Origin of the sequence: Prauserella flavalba (assembly GCF_003202235.1) — a bacterium.
Lineage (GTDB): Bacteria > Actinomycetota > Actinomycetes > Mycobacteriales > Pseudonocardiaceae > Prauserella_A > Prauserella_A flavalba.
In genome coordinates, this window is the sequence record NZ_MASU01000008.1 from 104814 (window position 1) to 122633 (window position 17820).

Consider the following 17820-nt stretch of genomic DNA (forward strand, 5'->3'; position numbering starts at 1 on the left):
TCCCGCAGGGAGAGGGAGAAGAGTGAACGAGATCGTCATCAGGGGCGCGAGGCTCTACGGCGAGGGCGACCCGGTGGACGTGCACGTCGCCGACGGCACCATCGCCACGATCGGCGAGGCCGGCGCGGTCACCCCGGGCGAGGACGCCGAGGTGATCGAGGCGCGGGGGCAGGTGCTGCTGCCCGGCTTCGTCGACCTGCACACCCACCTGCGCGAGCCGGGCCGCGAGGACACCGAGACCATCGACTCGGGCTCCGCCGCGGCGGCGCTCGGCGGCTACACCGCGGTGTTCGCGATGGCCAACACCGATCCGGTCGCCGACAACGCGGTGGTGGTGGAGCACGTGTGGCGGCGCGGCCGCGAGGTCGGCCTCGTCGACGTGCACCCGGTCGGCGCTGTCACCGTCGGGCTGAAGGGCGAGAAGCTCGCCGAGATGGGCACGATGGCCAAGTCGGTGGCCGGGGTGCGGCTGTTCTCCGACGACGGGCACTGCGTGGCCGACCCGCTGTTGATGCGCAGGGCGCTGGAGTACTCGACGGCGCTGGGCGTGGTGGTCGCGCAGCACGCGGAGGAGCCGAGGCTGACGGTCGGCGCGCAGGCCCACGAGGGCGAGCGCGCGGCGCGGCTCGGCTACACCGGCTGGCCCTCGTCGGCGGAGGAGTCGATCGTCGCGCGCGACTGCGTGCTCGCCCGCCACGCCGGGGCGCGCCTGCACATCTGCCACGTCTCGACCACCGGCACGGTGGACGTGCTCGGCTGGGCCAAGGGCCTCGGCATCGACGTCTCCGCCGAGGTCACGCCGCACCACCTGCTGCTCACCGACGAGCGGCTCGCGACCTACGACCCGGTGAACAAGGTCAACCCACCGCTGCGGGCCGGCGCCGATGTGGAGCGCATGCGCCGGGCGCTGGCCGACGGCGTGATCGACTGCGTGGCCACCGACCACGCCCCGCACGCCGTGCAGGACAAGGACTGCGAGTGGGCCGCGGCCAGGCCGGGCATGCTCGGCCTGCAGACCGCGCTGTCGATCGTGGCCGAGACGATGGTGCGCCCCGGTCTGCTCGACTGGCGCGGGGTGGCGAGGGTCATGAGCGAGCGGCCCGCCGAGATCGCGGGCCTGCCCGACCAGGGCAGGCCGCTGGCGGCCGGGGAGCCGGCCAACCTGGTGCTGGTGGATCCGGACGCGGAGTGGACGGTGCGCGGCGCCGAGCTCGCGAGCGTGGCCGCCAACACACCGTACGAGGGAATGCGGTTGCCCGCCGTGGTGAGCGCCACGCTCCTGCGCGGGCGGATCACGTCGCGCGAAGGGAAGATTGGGTGATGGAGAGGCTTCTGCTGACGCTGCTGGTCGTCGCGTTCTTCGCGCTCGGGGTCTACGGCATGTGGCGGGGCTGGCGACGCCAGGCCCGCGCGCAGAGTGTGCGCGTCCCGCCGTTCCCGGAGGTGCCCGAGGGTCTCGGCGAGCCGCTGCTCTCCGCCAAGGGGCTCTACGTGGCGACGACCAACGCGGGGCACTGGCAGGAACGCGTGGTGACGCGGGGCGTCGGCCTGCGCGGCCCCGCCGTGCTGCGGCTGTACGACGAGGGCGTCGAGGTGGACCGCGCCGGGGCGGTGAGTTTCTGGATCCCACGCGAGTCCATTGTGGACGTCAAGACCGCCAAGGGGATGGCGGGCAAGGTGATGGGAACGGACAGTCTTCTGGTGTTCACGTGGCGCGCCGACGACATCGAGCTCGACACCGGGTTCCGCGGGGACGACCTCGCGGTCTATCCACAGTGGATCAACCAGGTCAAGGGAGGTGCCCAGGTATGAGCGGCACACGCACACCGGCCGCGCTCGTCCTCGAGGACGGCCGGGTTTTTCGGGGCACGGCCTACGGCGCGCAGGGGCGAACGCTGGGCGAGGCGGTCTTCTGCACCGGCATGACCGGCTACCAGGAGACGCTGACCGACCCGTCGTACCGCGGCCAGATCGTGGTCCAGACCGCGCCGCAGATCGGCAACACCGGGTGGAACGACGAGGACGACGAGTCCTCGCGCATCTGGGTGGCCGGCTACGTGGTCCGCGACCCGGCGCGCACGCCGTCGAACTGGCGCTCGAAGCGCGCCCTCGACGACGAGCTGCGCGCGCAGGGCATCGTCGGGATCGCCGAGATCGACACGCGCACGCTGACCAGGCACATCCGGGAGCACGGCGCCATGCGCGCCGGCGTGTTCTCCGGTGACGCGCTCGCATCCACCGACGACCTGGTGGCCCAGGTGCTCGCGAGCCCGCCGATGCAGGGCGCCGATCTGGCGGGTGAGGTCACCACGGAGAAGCCCTACGTGGTGGCCGCGGAGGGCGAGCGGCGCTACCGCGTCGCCGCGCTGGACCTCGGCATCAAGTCGAACACGCCCCGCCAGATGGCCAAGCGCGGCATCGAGGTGCACGTGCTGCCCGCCGCGAGCAGCCTGGACGACGTGCTCGCCGTCGAGCCCGACGGTGTGTTCCTGTCCAACGGGCCCGGCGACCCGCAGACCCAGACGCACGCGATCGAGCTGACGCGGGCGGTGCTCGGCAGGCAGGTGCCGCTGTTCGGCATCTGCTTCGGCAATCAGATCCTCGGCCGCGCGCTGGGGCTGGGCACCTACAAGATGCGCTTCGGCCACCGCGGCATCAACGTCCCGGTGCTCGACGCCGACACCGGCCGCGTGGCGATCACGGCGCAGAACCACGGCTTCGCGCTGGAGGGCGAGCCCGGCCAGCGCTTCGAGTCGCCGTTCGGCGCGGCCAAGGTGAGCCACTACTGCGCGAACGACGGCACGGTCGAGGGCCTGCGGTGCGAGGACGTGCCCGCCTTCTCCGTGCAGTACCACCCGGAGGCGGCGGCCGGTCCGCACGACGCCAACCCGCTGTTCGACGAGTTCGTGACCTTGATGGAGAAAAGCAAGTAATGCCCAAACGCACTGACATCGAGCACGTCCTCGTCATCGGGTCCGGGCCGATCGTGATCGGCCAGGCCGCCGAGTTCGACTACTCCGGCACCCAGGCCTGCCGGGTGCTGCGCGCCGAGGGCCTGCGCGTGAGCCTCGTCAACTCCAACCCGGCGACGATCATGACCGACCCCGAGTTCGCGGACTCGACCTACATCGAGCCGGTGACGCCGGACTACGTCGAGAAGGTCATCGCCGCGGAGCGTCCCGACGCGCTGCTGGCCACGCTGGGCGGGCAGACCGCGCTCAACACCACGGTCGCCCTGCACGAGCGCGGCGTGCTGGAGAAGTACGGCGTCGAGCTGATCGGCGCCGACATCGACGCCATCCAGCGCGGTGAGGACCGGCAGAAGTTCAAGGACATCGTGCGCTCCGTGGGTGGTGACGTGCCGCGCAGCGCCGTCTGTCACTCCATGGACGAGGTGCGCAAGACCGTCGCCGAGGTGGGCCTGCCGGTGGTCATCCGGCCGTCGTTCACGATGGGCGGGCTCGGCTCCGGCATGGCGCACACCGACGAGGAGCTGGAGCGGCTCGCGTCGCTCGGCCTCGAGGAGAGCCCCGTGACCGAGGTGCTCATCGAGGAGAGCGTGCTCGGCTGGAAGGAGTACGAGCTCGAGCTGATGCGCGACCGCCACGACAACGTGGTGGTGGTGTGCTCGATCGAGAACGTTGACGCGATGGGCGTGCACACCGGCGACTCGGTGACGGTCGCGCCCGCGATGACGCTCACCGACCGCGAGTACCAGAACATGCGCAACGTCGGCATCGACGTGCTGCGCGAGGTGGGCGTGGACACCGGCGGCTGCAACATCCAGTTCGCGATCAACCCGCGCGACGGGCGCATGGTCGTGATCGAGATGAACCCGCGGGTGTCGCGTTCCTCGGCGCTCGCCTCGAAGGCCACGGGCTTCCCGATCGCCAAGATCGCCGCGAAGCTCGCGATCGGCTACACGCTCGACGAGATCAGCAACGACATTACCGGCGAGACCCCGGCCAGCTTCGAGCCGACGCTCGACTACGTGGTCGTGAAGGTGCCCCGGTTCGCGTTCGAGAAGTTCCCCGGCGCCGACCCGATGCTCACCACGACGATGAAGAGCGTCGGCGAGGCCATGTCGCTGGGCCGCAGTTTCCCCGAGGCGCTCGGCAAGGCCATGCGCTCGATGGAGACCAAGCGCGTCGGCTTCTGGACCCAGCCCGATCCCGAGGGGGCCACGCTGGAGTCGACGCTGGAGGACCTGCGCACGCCTCACGACAGCAGGCTCTACGCCGTCGAGCGGGCGCTGCGGCTCGGCGCGACCGTGCAGCAGGTGCACGAGGCCAGCGGTATCGACCCGTGGTTCATCGACCAGATCGCGCTGATCGGCGAGGTCGGCGCCGAGGTGCGGGACGCGCCGGTGCTGGACGGGCAGCTGCTGCGCCGTGCCAAGCGCACCGGGCTGTCCGACCGGCAGATCGCCGCGCTGCGGCCCGAGCTGGCCGGTGAGGACGGCGTGCGCGCGCTGCGGCACCGCCTCGGCGTGCACCCGGTGTTCAAGACCGTCGACACGTGCGCGGCCGAGTTCGAGGCGAAGACGCCGTACCACTACTCGGCCTACGAGGCCGATCCGGCCGCCGAGACGGAGGTGGCCCCGCAGCCGGAGAAGCCGAAGGTGCTGATCCTCGGCTCCGGGCCGAACCGCATCGGGCAGGGCATCGAGTTCGACTACTCGTGCGTGCACGCGGCGCTCGCGCTGCGGGAGGCCGGGTTCGAGGCCGTGATGGTCAACTGCAACCCGGAGACGGTCTCCACCGACTACGACACCTCCGACCGGCTGTACTTCGAGCCGCTGACGTTCGAGGACGTGCTGGAGGTCGTGCGCGCCGAGCAGGCGTCGGGGACGGTCGCCGGTGTGATCGTGCAGCTCGGCGGCCAGACCCCGCTCGGGCTCGCGCAGCGGCTTGCCGACGCGGGCGTGCCGATCGTGGGCACCCCGCCGCAGGCGATCCACCTCGCCGAGGACCGGGGCGCGTTCGGCGAGGTGCTGACCTCGGCCGGACTGCCCGCCCCCGCGTACGGCACGGCGACCTCGTTCGAGGGCGCCAAGCGGATCGCCGACGAGATCGGCTACCCGGTGCTCGTGCGGCCCTCCTACGTGCTCGGCGGGCGCGGCATGGAGATCGTCTACGACGAGGCGTCCCTCGCGGGCTACATCCGGCGCGCCACGGAGGTCACGCCCGAGCACCCGGTGCTCGTGGACCGCTTCCTCGACGACGCCATCGAGATCGACGTGGACGCCCTCTACGACGGCGAGGAGCTGTACCTGGGCGGCGTGATGGAGCACATCGAGGAGGCCGGCATCCACTCCGGCGACTCGGCGTGCGCCCTGCCGCCGATCACGCTGGGCCGCACCGACCTCGAGGAGGTGCGCCGTTGCACCGAGGCGATCGCACGCGGGGTGGGCGTGCGCGGGCTGCTCAACGTGCAGTACGCCCTCAAGGACGACGTGCTCTACGTGCTGGAGGCCAACCCTCGCGCGTCCCGCACGGTGCCGTTCGTGTCCAAGGCGACGGCGGTGCCGCTCGCGAAGGCGGCGTCGCTGCTCATGACGGGCGCGTCGATCAAGGACCTGCGGGAGCGCGGCGTGCTGCCCGCCGAGGGCGACGGCGGGCACCTGCCCGTCGACGCGCCGGTGGCCGTCAAGGAGGCCGTGCTGCCGTTCCACCGGTTCCGCACGCCCGAGGGCCACGGGGTGGACTCGCTGCTCGGCCCCGAGATGAAGTCCACGGGCGAGGTGATGGGCGTCGACACGTCCTTCGGCACCGCGTTCGCGAAGTCGCAGGCCGGTGCCTACGGCTCGCTGCCGACGAGCGGCAAGGTGTTCGTCTCGGTCGCCAACCGGGACAAGCGCTCGCTGGTGTTCCCGGTCAAGCGGCTCGCCGACCTCGGCTTCGAGGTGCTCGCCACGTCGGGCACCGCCGAGGTACTGCGCCGCAACGGGGTGCCGTGCTCGGTGGTGCGCAAGCACTACCAGGGCAGCACCGCCGACGAGCCGAACATCGTCGAGGTGATCCTCGACGGCGGCGTCGACATGGTGATCAACACGCCGTACGGCAACAGCGGGCCCCGCGTGGACGGCTACGAGATCCGCACCGCGGCCGTGTCGAGGGGCATCCCGTGTGTGACCACCGTGCAGGGCGCTGCGGCGGCCGTACACGGCATCGAGGCGGTCATCCGGGGTGACCTGGGGGTGCGCTCGCTGCAGCAGCTCCAGGCGTCCCTGCGGGCCGGCTCGTGACCGGCCGCGCACGTGCAGTGAAGGCCCCCATGCCTGCGCTCAACGCAGTGAAGGTGGCCTTCACTGCGGACGTGCCCGAGGAAGGGAGCCCGCGTGGTTGAGGGGTTCGGGGCGCGGCTGCGGCGCGCCGTCGCCGCGCGCGGCCCGCTGTGCGCGGGCGTGGACCCGCATCCGCAGCTGCTGCGGGCGTGGGACCTGCCCGCCGACGCGGGCGGGCTGGAGACGTTCGCGCTGACGGCCACCGAGGTGCTCGCCGGGCACGTGGCGGTGGTGAAGCCGCAGTCGGCTCTCTTCGAGGCGCACGGCGCCAAGGGGATCGCCGTGCTGGAGCGGGTGATCGAGTGCGCGCGCCAGGCGGGCGCACTCGTCCTGCTCGACGTCAAGCGCGGCGACATCGGCTCCACGATGGCGGCCTACGCGCGGGCGTACCTCGGCGAGGGCTCGCCGCTCGCGGCCGACGCGATCACCGTGTCGCCCTACCTCGGCTTCGGCGCGCTCGAACCGGCGTTCGCCCTGGCCGGGGAGACGGGGCGGGGCGTGTTCGTGCTCGCGCGGACGTCGAACCCGGAGGGCGAGGGCCTGCAGCGGGCCGACTCGGGTGGCCGCACGGTTGCCCAGTCCGTTGTGGACGATGCGGCCGCGCGTAACGCGGGCGCCGTTCCGCTGGGCGCGGTGGGCGTGGTCGTCGGGGCCACCAACCGGCCGGGCGAGCTGGATCTCGCTGGGCTGAACGGGCCAATCTTGGCTCCGGGTTTCGGTGAGCAGGGGGCCGGTGCGGAGGACCTGGCGCCGCTGTTCGGCGACAGCCTTCCGGACGTGCTGCCCGCCTCGGCCAGGGGCCTGTTGAAACACGGGCCGGACCCGGCGGCGCTGCGTGCCGCGGTGCTGCGCACGGCCGACGAGCTGAACCGCGTGCTCACGTAGGGTCACGGCCGGGTTCCTGCCCTGGTCGAACCGTATGTTGATCTTGCACTAGGGTAGGCGTCGTGGCGCAGGCGGGGGTGTCGGCGCCGCACCGGGAAACGGATTCGCAGGGTCGCGGGCTGACACCGCGCGACCATTTGTGAGTAGGGTCGTCTCTGGCCGTGCCGCGGCGTCCAGTCGCGGCGCGACAGCACCGTCCGCCAGGCCGTCATACGGCGTCCTGGAGGCGCGGTCAGCGCCCACCCCCGCATTGTGGGTCCAGGTCAAGGGTGGGTACGGTCGCCACACCCACCCAGAATTTGAGTAATACCGGAGGAAAACGTGGCACTTCCCCAGCTCACCGAGGAACAGCGTGCTGCGGCGCTGGAGAAGGCCGCCGCCGCCCGTCGCGCCCGCGCGGAGCTCAAGGAACGGCTCAAGCGCGGCGGTACGACCCTCGCCGACGTGCTGAAGCAGGCCGACGAGGACGAGGTCCTCGGCAAGATGAAGGTCTCCGCGCTGCTGGAGGCCCTGCCGGGCGTGGGCAAGGTGCGTGCGCAGCAGACGATGGAGCGGCTCGAGATCGCTACCAGCCGTCGCCTGCGCGGCCTCGGCGACCGGCAGCGCAAGGCGCTGCTCGCCGAGTTCAGCGGCGAGTGAGCGAGCGGCGACACCGCGGCTCGATCGAGGCCGGCGTACGCGGCGGCCGAATGACAACTGGTGAGCCGGTGCCGGCTGAGACGGCCCGGCACCGGCTCACCGTCGTTTCGGGACCATCCGGGGTCGGCAAGTCCAGCGTCGTCGGCGAGCTGCGGCGGCTGAACCCCGAGGTGTTTTTCAGTGTCTCGGTGACCACCCGCGCGCCCCGGCCCGGCGAGGTCGACGGCGAGCACTACCACTTCATCGACCGCGAGACCTTCGACGACATGGTCGCCAAGGGCGAGCTGCTGGAGCACGCGGAGTTCGCGGGCAACCGCTACGGCACGCCACGGGCGCCCGTGGAGGCCGCGCTGAACGCCGGACGGCCCGCCGTGCTGGAGATCGAGCTGCAGGGCGCGAGGCAGGTGCGGCAGGCGATGCCGGAGGCACAGCTCGTGATGCTCCTGCCGCCGTCGTGGGGCGTGCTCGTCGACCGGCTCACGGGCCGCGGCACCGAGCACGACGAGGCCGTGCGGGCCCGCCTGACGGAAGCGGAGCGTGAGCTCGCGGCCGCCGCGGAGTTCGACGAGCGGGTCGTGAACGACGACGTGCAGGTAGCCGCGCGCCGATTGCTAGACTTGGTAACCGGCGAAAACAAGTCTTTCGACGATTCGGAGCACAGTCAGTGACCTCGATTACCCTGGGTCCTCAGAGCGAGCACCTCGAGGGCATCACCAATCCGCCCATCGACGACCTGCTCGAAAAGGTCAGCTCCAAGTACGCGCTGGTGATCTACTCGGCCAAGCGCGCCCGTCAGATCAACGACTACTACGCGCAGCTCGGTGAGGGCCTGCTTGAGTACGTCGGCCCGCTCGTCGAGCCGGGTCCCCGCGAGAAGCCGCTGTCGATCGCGCTCCGCGAGATCCACGCCGGTCTCCTCGAGCACACCGAAGGCGAGTAACACCTCGGTGAGCTCGAAACCGCGGGTCGTCCTGGGCGTCGGCGGCGGTATCGCGGCCTACAAGGCGTGCGAGGTGCTCCGCGGGCTCACCGAGTCCGGGCACGACGTGCGCGTCGTGCCCACCGAGGCCGCGCTGAACTTCGTCGGCGCGGCCACGTTCGAGGCGCTGTCCGGTCACCCCGTCCACACGGGGGTGTTCACCGAGGTGCCCGAGGTTCAGCACGTCCGCGTCGGCAAGGACGCGGACCTCGTGCTCGTCGTGCCGGCCACGGCCGACCTGCTCGCCAGGGCGGCCCACGGACTCGCCGACGACCTCCTCACCAACACCCTGCTCACGGCCCGCTGTCCCGTCGCGTTCTTCCCCGCGATGCACACGGAGATGTGGGAGCACCCCGCCACGCGCGACAACGTGGCGCTGCTGCGCTCACGCGGCGCGGTCGTCACCGAGCCCGACTCGGGACGGCTGACCGGCGCCGACACCGGCAAGGGCAGGCTCGCCGACCCGCGCGAGATCGTCGACGTCGCCCGTCTGCTGCTGGCCCGCTCCGACGCGCTGCCCCGCGATCTCGAGGGCCTGCGCGTCGTCGTGTCCGCGGGCGGCACCCGGGAGCCGCTCGACCCCGTCCGGCACCTCGGCAACCGTTCCTCGGGAAAGCAGGGCTACGCGCTCGCGCGGGTCGCCGCCCAGCGCGGCGCCGACGTCACGCTCGTCGCGGCGCACACCGAGGCACTGCCGGAGCCCGCCGGCGCCGAGGTCGTGCACGTCTCCACGGCGCGCCAGCTCGGCGCCGCCGTGGAGGAGGCGGCGAGCGCCGCCGACGTCGTCGTGATGGCCGCCGCCGTCGCCGACTTCCGGCCGGCGGACACCGCCGACCACAAGATCAAGAAGACCGAGCACAGCCCGGACCCGACGATCGCGCTGGTCCGCAACCCGGACATCCTCGCCGGGCTCGTCGAGGCCCGCAGGCCCGGCCAGGTGATCGTCGGCTTCGCCGCCGAGACCGGCGACGAGCAGGGCGGCGTGCTCGACCACGCGCGGGCCAAGCTCAAGCGCAAGGGATGCGACCTGCTGGTGGTCAACGCCGTCGGCGAGGGCAAGGCCTTCGAGATGGAGGAGAACACCGGCTGGCTGCTCGGCGCCGACGGCACCGAGCAGCGGATCCCGCTCGGGGCGAAGTCCCTGCTGGCGGCCACAGTGTGGGACGCGGTGACCGAGCTGGTGCGGCGCCGCGCCCATCGCCAGTAGGCTCACACCGGGCGTTCGCCCACGTGCTGTTGTCGACCGAGGATGTGAGGACGTCGTGACCGCGTCGAACCGTAGGCTGTTCACGTCGGAGTCGGTGACCGAGGGTCACCCGGACAAGATCTGCGACGCGATCAGCGACTCCATCCTGGACGCCCTGCTGGCGAAGGACCCGCGCAGCCGGGTCGCCGTGGAGACCCTGATCACGACGGGCCAGGTGCACGTGGCCGGCGAGGTCACCACCGAGGCGTACGCGGACATCCCGACGATCGTGCGGGAGCGCATCCTCGACATCGGCTACGACTCCTCCGCCAAGGGCTTCGACGGCAACTCGTGCGGCGTGAACGTGGCGATCGGCTCGCAGTCGCCGGACATCGCGCAGGGCGTGGACACGGCCTACGAGTCGCGGCTGGAGAACGCCCTCGACGACCTCGACAAGCAGGGCGCCGGCGACCAGGGCCTGATGTTCGGCTACGCGTGCTCGGACACACCGGAGCTGATGCCGCTGCCGATCGCGCTGGCCCACCGCCTCGCGCAGCGGCTGGCCGCGGTGCGCAAGGAGGGCGTGCTGCCCTACCTGCGGCCGGACGGCAAGACGCAGGTGACGATCGAGTACGCGGGCGAGCAGGCGGTGCGGCTGGACACCGTGGTGGTGTCGAGCCAGCACGCCGACGGGATCGACCTGGACAAGATGCTCGGCGTCGACGTGCGCGAGCACGTGGTGGCGCCGGTGCTGGCCGGGGTGGAGCTCGACTCGGCGGACGTGCGGCTGCTGGTGAACCCCACCGGCCGGTTCGTGGTCGGCGGTCCGATGGGTGATGCGGGCCTGACCGGCCGCAAGATCATCGTGGACACCTACGGCGGCATGGCGCGGCACGGTGGTGGCGCGTTCTCGGGCAAGGACCCGTCCAAGGTGGACCGCTCCGCGGCGTACGCGATGCGCTGGGTCGCCAAGAACGTGGTCGCCGCGGGCCTCGCGGGCCGCGTCGAGGTGCAGGTGGCCTACGCGATCGGCAAGGCGGCCCCGGTGGGCCTGTTCGTGGAGACCTTCGGCACCGAGCACGTCGACCCGCTGAAGATCCAGGCCGCCATCACGGAGGTGTTCGACCTCCGCCCTGCGGCGATCATCCGCGACCTCGACCTGCTGCGCCCGATCTACGCCCAGACCTCGGCGTACGGGCACTTCGGCCGCCCCGAGCTGGACCTGCCGTGGGAGCGCACCGACCGCGCCGGTGCGCTCAGGAGCGCGGTGGGCGCCTGACCCGGTGCCCGCCCCGGTGGTGGGCTACCGACGGGTTTCCCTTAGGCTCCCGATCTCGTGGTGGACACTCAGGACGTCGCGGCGTCGCGCAGGGCCGGGGAGCAGGCCGCCGGGGCGGCGAAGCCCACGAGCACACGGCACATCAGCTGGGACGCCATCCGCGTCCTGGGCATCGTGGCGGTGCTGGCCTTCCACGCGACGTTCCTCGCGCCGCACACCCTGCCGGGCTTCGACATGCCGCCGGGGCCGCTGCAGATGGACTTCCCGTTCGGCGCGTCCATCCTGATCGTCATCTCCGGCTACTTCGCCGCGATGACCATCGGCAGGGGAACCCCGCTGCGGTGGTGGTTGCGGCGGCTCGCCCGGCTGCTGCCCGCGTTCTGGGTGGCCGTCGTGGTGATCTTCCTGGTCAGCATCGTGCTGCACCCCGAGGGTTTCCCCCGGCCGTCCTACGGTGACCTGGTCGGCAACCTGGCGCTGGTGCACACGCTGCTGCCGTCGGTGGAGTATGTCGACCTGTCGCACTGGACCGTGCCCGTGCAGGTGTGCGGGTTCAGCGCGATCGCGCTGCTCGCCTGGAAGGGCAGGGTGCGGGGCCGCACCGCGACACTGGTGATGTGGGCGGTGCTGCTTATCCCGCTCGCCGTGCGGTACGTGTTCATGCGGCCCGGCGAGGTCGCGCCGTGGGCGAGCATGATGATGGACGGCACCGGGCTCAACCGCGCTCACCTGCTGATCGCCGGCGTGGCGATCTACCGCTGGTCCAAGGGCCGGATGAGCTTCGCGCAGCTGTACTGCATGCTCGGCGTGGTGATCCTCGCGCACGACAAGCACCCGCCGGACGGTGACTCGGTGATCGCGTTCGCCGTGGCGCTGGTGCTGATCTGCGTGGCCGCCTACCAGCCCGCGTGGGAGCTGCCCGTGCTCAGCCGGCTCGCGAAGCCCATCAGCTGGCTCGCCGGGATCTCCTACGGCGTGTACCTCATGCACTACGTGATCGGCACGATCGTCGCCAGGCACCTCGCCGACCTCGGCGTGCCGTGGTGGGGCTGGGTGCCGGCGTTCGTCGTCACCGCGATCCTGCTGGGCTGGGCGCTGACGCGGTGGGTCGAACAGCCCGTGTTCACCTTCCTCACCCGGCGGCTCGACGCCAGGCAGCCCCGCTGAGCCGCTCTGGTAGAGAAGACGGCGTGAGCCGTCCCGAGACCACCCCGCTGTGGGAGCTGCCGCAGCCCAAGCCCGGCAAGGGCAAGCGCGCGGCGGCCTCCCGCAAGGGCCGCCGGGAGCCCGCGGAGACCGCGCCGGTCGCGCGGGTGATCGTCGACGTCCCGCTCGCGCACCTCGACCGGACCTTCGACTACCACGTGCCGAAGGAGCTCGACGAGGCCGCCGTGCCCGGCTGCCGCGTGCGCGTGCGGTTCGCGGGCCAGCTCGTCGACGGCTTCCTGCTCGAGCGCGGCGACACCACCGAGCACCAGGGCAGGCTCGCGTTCCTGGAGCGCGTCACCTCCAGCGAGCGCGTGCTGCCGCCCGAGCTGGCGGCGCTGTGCCGGACGGTCGCCGAGCGCTACGGCGGCACGCTCATCGACGTGCTGCGGCTGGCCCTGCCGCCCCGGCACGCCAAGGCCGAGGCCGAACCGCCGCGCGAACCCGCGCCCGCGCCGGAGCCGCCCGACGTCGCGGGCTGGGGACGGTACCCCTGGGGGCCGGGGTTCACCGACGCGCTGAGTGCGGGCCGGGCCGCGCACGCCGTGTGGCAGGCGCTGCCGGGGGAGGACTGGCCCGCGCGGCTCGCGGAGCTGGCGGCCACCGTCGCCGCGCGGGGCCGGGGCGCCGTGCTGGTGGTGCCCGACCACCGCGATGTCGCCCGGCTGCGGGCCGCCTGTGCCGCGCTCGCCGGGGAGGACGCGGTCGTCGCGCTGTCGGCTGATCTCGGCCCGGCGGAGCGGTACCGCCGCTGGCTCGCGGTGCTGCGCGGCGCGGTGCGGATCGTGGTGGGCACGCGGGCCGCGATGTTCGCCCCGGTCGCCGACCCGGGACTGTTCGTGGTGTGGGACGACGGCGACGACCTGCACGCCGACCCGCACATGCCGTATCCGCAGGTGCGGGATGTGCTGATCCTGCGGGCGCACGCGAGCAGGGCGTCGTTCCTCGCCGCCGGGTACGCCAGGACCGCGGAGGCGCAGCTGCTGCTGGAGTCCGGGTGGGCCCATCCGATCGTCGCCGCGCGCGAGGAGCTGCGGGCGTGCGCTCCGCGCGTGACACCCACGGGTGAGGACTTCGACGTCGCCCGCGACGAGGCGGCCCGCGCCGCGCGCCTGCCGGCCGTCGCGTTCGAGGCGGCCCGCGCGGGGCTGGCGGCGGGCGCGCCCGTGCTCGTGCAGGTGCCCCGGCGCGGCTACGTGCCGGGGCTGGCGTGCGGGCACTGCCGCTCGCCTGCCCGGTGCCGCCGGTGCGCGGGCCCGCTGATGCTGCCGGGCGGTGGCGAGGCCGGGGTGCCGCGGTGCCGGTGGTGCGGGGTCGCCGACGCGAGCTTCCGCTGCGCGGCCTGTGGCTCCGGCCGGTTGCGGGCCGTCGTGGTGGGCGCCAAGCGGACCGCGGAGGAGCTGGGCAGGGCGTTCCCCGGTGTGCCGGTGCGGACCTCGGGCGCCGGTGAGGTGCTCGCCGAGGTGCCCGGCGCGCCCGCGCTCGTGGTCGCGACGCCCGGCGCGGAGCCGGTGGCCGAGGGCGGCTACGGCGCGGCGCTGCTGCTCGACGGGTGGGCGCTGCTGGGCAGGCAGGACCTGCGTGCCGCCGAGGAGACGCTGCGGCGGTGGATGACGGCGGCCGCGCTCGTGCGCCCGGCGAAGGAGGGCGGCCGGGTTGTGGTGGGCGCCGACGCCGGGATCGCGCCGGTGCAGGCGCTCGTGCGCTGGGACCCCGGCTGGCACGCGGAGCTGGAGCTGGCCGAGCGCAAGGAGCTGGGCTTCCCGCCCGCCGTGCGCATGGCGAGCTTCGAGGGCACGCCGGAGGCCGTCGCGGCGCTGCTCGACGAGATCAGCCTGCCCGAACAGGCGGAGGTGCTGGGCCCGGTGCCGGTGGGGGAGGTCGACGAGGACGGCCGCGCCGAGCGGGAACGGGCGCTCGTGCGGGTGCCGCGCGCCCAGGGCCGGGCGCTGGCCGCGGCGGCGCACGCCGTGAACGCGCTCCGCAACGCCCGCAAGGAAACCGATCCGGTCCGCATCCAGCTCGACCCGCTGACCCTGATCTGATCGGGACCGCCGTTCGCGAGTCGTGCACTCGCGCTCGCGAGTCGTGCACTCCCGCTCGCGAGTCGTGCACTCCCGTTCGCGAGTCGTGCACTCCCGTTCGCGAGTCGTGCGCTCTCGACCGCGAGTCGTGCGCTCCAGCCTGCGAGTCCCCCGTTCCTGACCGCGAGTTGCCCGTTCCGGCACCGCCGAGCGCTCGACTCGCGCGCCGGAACGCACAACTCGCAGTCCTGAGTGCACGACTCGGCGTCCTGAGTGCACGACTCGCGGGCGGGAGCGTACGACTCGCGCGTGACGGTCATGCCTTCACAGCGGTCGGGCGCGGGCACGTGTGGGTGCGCGGCTTAGACTGGCCGGCGATGTTGTTCTCCCTCACCGCCCCGGATCGCCGATGAGGCTCGTGTTCGCGGGCACCCCCGAGCCCGCCGTGCCGTCGCTGCGGGCACTGCTGGAATCCCCTCGCCACGAGGTGGTCGCCGTCGTCACGCGCCCCGATGCCCCCGCGGGCCGGGGCCGCAGGCTCGTGCGCTCGCCCGTGGGCGCGCTCGCCGACGAGCACGGCATCGAGGTGCTCACGCCGCCGAAGGCGGGCGACCCGGAGTTCCTCGCGCGCCTGGCCGAGCTTGCTCCCGACGCGTGCCCCGTCGTCGCCTATGGCGCGCTGCTGCCCCAGCGGACGCTCGACATCCCGCGCCACGGCTGGGTCAACCTGCACTTCTCGCTGCTGCCCGCGTGGCGGGGCGCCGCGCCGGTGCAGGCCGCCATCCGGGCGGGCGACGAGATCACCGGCGCGTCGACGTTCCGCATCGTCAGGGAGCTCGACGCGGGACCCGTCTACGGCGTGGTCACCGAGAAGATCGGCCGCACCGACACGGCGGGCGAGCTGCTCGGCAGGCTCGCCGTCTCCGGCGCCGCGCTGCTGGCCTCCACGATGGACGGCATCGAGGACGGCTCGCTGCGGGCCGTCGAACAGCCCTCGGACGGGGTCACGTACGCGCCCAAGGTGACCGTCGACGACGCGAAGGTGTCCTTCACCGACCCGGCCGCCGCGATCGACCGGCACATCCGCGCGGTGACACCAGACCCCGGCGCGTGGGCGCTGTTCCGCGGCGAGCGGTTCAAGCTCGGCCCCGTGTCGCCGGTCGAGGGACCCGAGCTGGCGCCGGGGGTGCTGCTGGCCGAGCGCAAGCGGGTGCTCGTCGGCACCGCGACGACACCGGTGCGGCTGGGCGAGGTCCAGGCACAGGGCAAGAAACGCATGGCGGCGGCCGACTGGGCGCGCGGCACGAGGATCGACCACGAGGAGCGCCTGACATGAACACCGGCAGGCACCGCAAGCCGGACCGGAACCGGCGGCCCGCGCCGCGCAAGCACGGCCCGCGCAAACCACCCGCGGAGGACCCGGCGCGGCAGGCCGCGTTCGACGCGCTGCGCGCGGTCAGCGAGCGCGACGCCTACGTGAACCTGGTCCTGCCCGAGCTGCTGCGCGAGCGCAGGATCACCGGCCGCGACGCCGCGCTCGCCACGGAGCTGACCTACGGCACCGCGCGGGCGCAGGGCCTGCTCGACGAGGTCATCACCGCGTGCCTCGACCGCGAACTGTCCAAGGTGGACACGGTGGTGCTCGACGCGCTGCGGCTCGGCGCGTACCAGCTGCTGCGCACCAGGATTCCCGCGCACGCTGCCGTCGCGTCCACAGTGGACCTGGTGCGTGAGGCCGCGGGCTCGCATGTCGGCGGGTTCGTCAACGCCGTGCTGCGCAAGGTGTCCGAGCAGGATGAGCAGGCCTGGGTCGAGCAGCTCTCGCCCGACCGCGAGAGCGACCCCATCGGCTACCTCGCGCTGCACACGGCACACCCGCGCTGGGTCGCGCGCTCGTTCGCGGAGGCCTTGGGCGACAAGGGTCCCGAGCTGGAGGCCGCGCTGCGCGCCGACGACGCGAGGCCCGCCGTGCATCTGCTCGCCAAGCCGGGCGAGATCAGCGCCGAGGAGCTGGCCGCCATCACCGGCGGCGACGAGGCACCCTACTCGCCCTACGGCGTGCACCTGCCCACCGGCACCGGTGACCTCGCCGAAGCGGAGCCGATCCGCGAGCGCCTGGCGGTGGTGCAGGACGAGGGCAGCCAGCTCGTGGCGCTCGCCGCGGCCAACGCGCCCGTCGAGGGCGAGGACGTCCGCTGGCTCGACCTGTGCGCGGGTCCCGGCGGCAAGGCCGTGCTGCTGGGCTCGCTGGCGGCCATCTCCGGTGCGACGGTCGACGCCGTGGAGGTGACGCCGCACCGCGCGAAGCTGGTCGAGCGGGCGGCCGAGGGCCTGCCCGTGACGGTGCACACCGTCGACGGCCGCGACCCCGGGCTGGAGGGCGGCTACGACCGCGTGCTGCTCGACGCGCCGTGCAGCGGGCTCGGCTCGCTGCGCAGGCGGCCCGAGTCGCGGTGGCGCCGCCGGCCCTCCGACGTGCCGGGCCTGACGAAGCTGCAGAGCGAGCTGCTCGCCTCGGCGTTCCGGCTCGTGCGGCCCGGCGGGATCGTGGCGTACGTGGTGTGCTCGCCGCACCTCGCCGAGACGGAGGGCGTGTTCGGCGACGGCGTGCGCAGGGCGAAGGCCGAGGTGCTGGACGCACGGGAGTTCTTCCCCGGCGTCCCGGACCTGGGCGACGGGCCGTACGTGCAGTTGTGGCCGCACCGCCACGGCACCGACGCCATGTTCTGCGCGCTCGCCAGGGCACGGTGAGCCGGGTACTGGGGCTGGTCGCCGCCTCGTGCGGCGGCGTGGAGACCCGGCTGTGCGCGGAGCTCGCCGGGCCCGCCGCCGAGCGGGGCTGGCGGCTGGCGGTCACGCTCACGCCCACGGCCGAGCGCTGGCTCGCCGCGAGCGGCGAGCTGGACCGGCTCAGGGAGCTCACCGACCTGGAGGTCCGCAGCCGCTCGCGGCTGCCGGGGGAGCCGCGCCCGCACCCCGATCCGGAGGTGTTCCTGTTCGCGCCGGCGACGGCGGGCTCGGTGGCGAAGCTCGCGCTGGGCATCGCCGACAACCAGGCGCTGACCGTGCTCGGTGACGCGCTGGGCGACCCGGCCGTGACGATCGTGGTCGGCTACCAGGTGCGCGACACCCGCTCCGGCCATCCGGCCTGGCGGGGCCACCTCGACGCGCTCGTGTCCGCAGGTGTGCGCACCCACCGGCTGGACTGGGCGGGACCGTGGACGGACGTGCTCGACCTGCTGCCGTGAACGCGGGGCGCCGCAGCGGGCACTACCGGGTGCGAGACACCCTGACGGCGCGCACGGCGGACCTTGGTTTCCGATCGTCGAGTCTCCG

15 protein-coding genes and 1 pseudogene are annotated in these 17820 nt (G+C 73.1%); 15 read left to right on the forward strand and 1 reads right to left on the reverse strand.

The annotated features are described in order from the left end of the window. The first annotated feature begins 22 nt into the window (after window positions 1-22). The 12 genes from BA062_RS20890 to BA062_RS20945 all read left to right on the forward strand — a co-directional run bounded on the left by BA062_RS20890 (window position 23) and on the right by BA062_RS20945 (window position 14505). Entirely contained in the window at window positions 23-1321 is a 1299-nt protein-coding gene (locus BA062_RS20890; protein ID WP_110339296.1) for a dihydroorotase, read from the forward strand. After that, the gene (locus tag BA062_RS20895; protein WP_110339298.1) at window positions 1321-1812 is read left to right on the forward strand and encodes a PH-like domain-containing protein; all 492 of its coding nucleotides are present in this window, start codon (window positions 1321-1323) and stop codon (window positions 1810-1812) included. Before BA062_RS20890 ends, BA062_RS20895 begins: the two co-directional genes overlap by 1 nt. After that, window positions 1809-2933: a glutamine-hydrolyzing carbamoyl-phosphate synthase small subunit gene (gene carA / locus BA062_RS20900; RefSeq protein WP_110339300.1), complete on the forward strand. Its 1125-nt coding sequence runs from the start codon at window positions 1809-1811 to the stop codon at window positions 2931-2933. Before BA062_RS20895 ends, carA begins: the two co-directional genes overlap by 4 nt. Beyond that, window positions 2933-6247 (forward strand): carbamoyl-phosphate synthase large subunit, encoded by a 3315-nt coding sequence (gene carB / locus BA062_RS20905; RefSeq protein ID WP_110339302.1) that lies wholly within the window; start codon window positions 2933-2935, stop codon window positions 6245-6247. Before carA ends, carB begins: the two co-directional genes overlap by 1 nt. A gap of 93 nt (window positions 6248-6340) precedes the next feature. Beyond that, window positions 6341-7171, forward strand: a complete 831-nt coding sequence (gene pyrF, locus BA062_RS20910) for an orotidine-5'-phosphate decarboxylase (RefSeq protein WP_110339304.1) — start codon at window positions 6341-6343, stop codon at window positions 7169-7171. 321 nt (window positions 7172-7492) lie between these two features. Beyond that, window positions 7493-7810, forward strand: a complete 318-nt coding sequence (gene mihF / locus BA062_RS20915; RefSeq protein ID WP_005437476.1) for an integration host factor, actinobacterial type — start codon at window positions 7493-7495, stop codon at window positions 7808-7810. Window positions 7811-7860: 50 nt separating this feature from the next. Then, window positions 7861-8478, forward strand: coding sequence for a guanylate kinase (gene gmk / locus BA062_RS20920; protein ID WP_110339664.1), 618 nt, complete (start codon window positions 7861-7863; stop codon window positions 8476-8478). Further along, window positions 8475-8750 carry a DNA-directed RNA polymerase subunit omega gene (gene rpoZ, locus BA062_RS20925; RefSeq protein WP_110339306.1) on the forward strand — a complete coding sequence of 92 codons (276 nt, stop codon included), beginning with the start codon at window positions 8475-8477 and terminating at the stop codon, window positions 8748-8750. Before gmk ends, rpoZ begins: the two co-directional genes overlap by 4 nt. Before the next feature lie 7 nt (window positions 8751-8757). Beyond that, window positions 8758-9996 carry a bifunctional phosphopantothenoylcysteine decarboxylase/phosphopantothenate--cysteine ligase CoaBC gene (gene coaBC / locus BA062_RS20930; RefSeq protein ID WP_110339308.1) on the forward strand — a complete coding sequence of 413 codons (1239 nt, stop codon included), beginning with the start codon at window positions 8758-8760 and terminating at the stop codon, window positions 9994-9996. Window positions 9997-10051: 55 nt separating this feature from the next. Next, complete coding sequence (gene metK / locus BA062_RS20935; RefSeq protein WP_168214042.1) at window positions 10052-11254, forward strand: methionine adenosyltransferase; 1203 nt, start codon at window positions 10052-10054, stop codon at window positions 11252-11254. A 57-nt stretch (window positions 11255-11311) separates the two neighbouring features. Then, a complete protein-coding gene (locus BA062_RS20940) occupies window positions 11312-12421 on the forward strand; it encodes an acyltransferase family protein (RefSeq protein ID WP_425452938.1) in 1110 nt (369 codons plus the stop codon). A 23-nt stretch (window positions 12422-12444) separates the two neighbouring features. Then, window positions 12445-14505 carry a primosomal protein N' gene (locus BA062_RS20945; protein WP_168214043.1) on the forward strand — a complete coding sequence of 687 codons (2061 nt, stop codon included), beginning with the start codon at window positions 12445-12447 and terminating at the stop codon, window positions 14503-14505. Window positions 14506-14525: 20 nt separating this feature from the next. Here the strand turns inward: BA062_RS20945 and BA062_RS41350 are convergent. Then, window positions 14526-14804 (reverse strand): annotated as a pseudogene (locus tag BA062_RS41350) (hypothetical protein); the annotation flags it as partial. An 89-nt stretch (window positions 14805-14893) separates the two neighbouring features. On the opposite strand from BA062_RS41350, the gene fmt reads away from it, so the two are divergent. From fmt to BA062_RS20965, 3 genes are read left to right on the forward strand one after another with little or no spacing between them, the layout of a single operon-like run. Beyond that, complete coding sequence (fmt, locus tag BA062_RS20955) at window positions 14894-15820, forward strand: methionyl-tRNA formyltransferase (RefSeq protein ID WP_110339312.1); 927 nt, start codon at window positions 14894-14896, stop codon at window positions 15818-15820. Continuing rightward, window positions 15817-17235, forward strand: coding sequence for an RsmB/NOP family class I SAM-dependent RNA methyltransferase (locus BA062_RS20960; RefSeq protein ID WP_110339314.1), 1419 nt, complete (start codon window positions 15817-15819; stop codon window positions 17233-17235). The genes fmt and BA062_RS20960 overlap by 4 nt, the downstream gene beginning before the upstream one ends. Next, window positions 17232-17732: a flavoprotein gene (locus BA062_RS20965; protein WP_110339316.1), complete on the forward strand. Its 501-nt coding sequence runs from the start codon at window positions 17232-17234 to the stop codon at window positions 17730-17732. Before BA062_RS20960 ends, BA062_RS20965 begins: the two co-directional genes overlap by 4 nt. Window positions 17733-17820 lie beyond the last annotated feature (88 nt).